Source organism: Pseudomonas sp. EA_65y_Pfl1_P113 (assembly GCF_963970525.1).
Classification (GTDB): domain Bacteria; phylum Pseudomonadota; class Gammaproteobacteria; order Pseudomonadales; family Pseudomonadaceae; genus Aquipseudomonas; species Aquipseudomonas tritici.
Genome location: NZ_CAXAQM010000727.1, coordinates 1 through 272, shown reverse-complemented (window position 1 = coordinate 272; position 272 = coordinate 1). Strand labels below are relative to the sequence as shown.

Genomic DNA, 272 nt, shown 5'->3' with positions numbered 1-272 from the left:
GCCCAGTGGATCAGTCGCTGCGGCGTCCATTCGGCATGTTCGCGGTGACTTTTGGGCATGTGCTCGGTTTGGGTGGTGTGGCGGCCTTTGTGCGGCGAGCGCAGATGGCTGGCCACCCGCTGGTTGGTGTGGAAGCACTCGACGGTCTTAGCGGTTAGCCGCACTTCGAGTTGGTGCTTCACCAGCTGGTACGGCACCGAGTAGTAATGGCCCTCGACCTCGACGTGATAGTCGATGTGCACCCGCACCTTTTTCCATTCGGCGTAGACATA

At 60.3% G+C, this 272-nt stretch carries 1 pseudogene; it reads right to left on the bottom strand.

Annotation, left to right across the window (positions count from 1 at the left end):
- Nucleotides 1-272: pseudogene (locus AACY52_RS31925) on the bottom strand (IS21 family transposase); the annotation flags it as partial.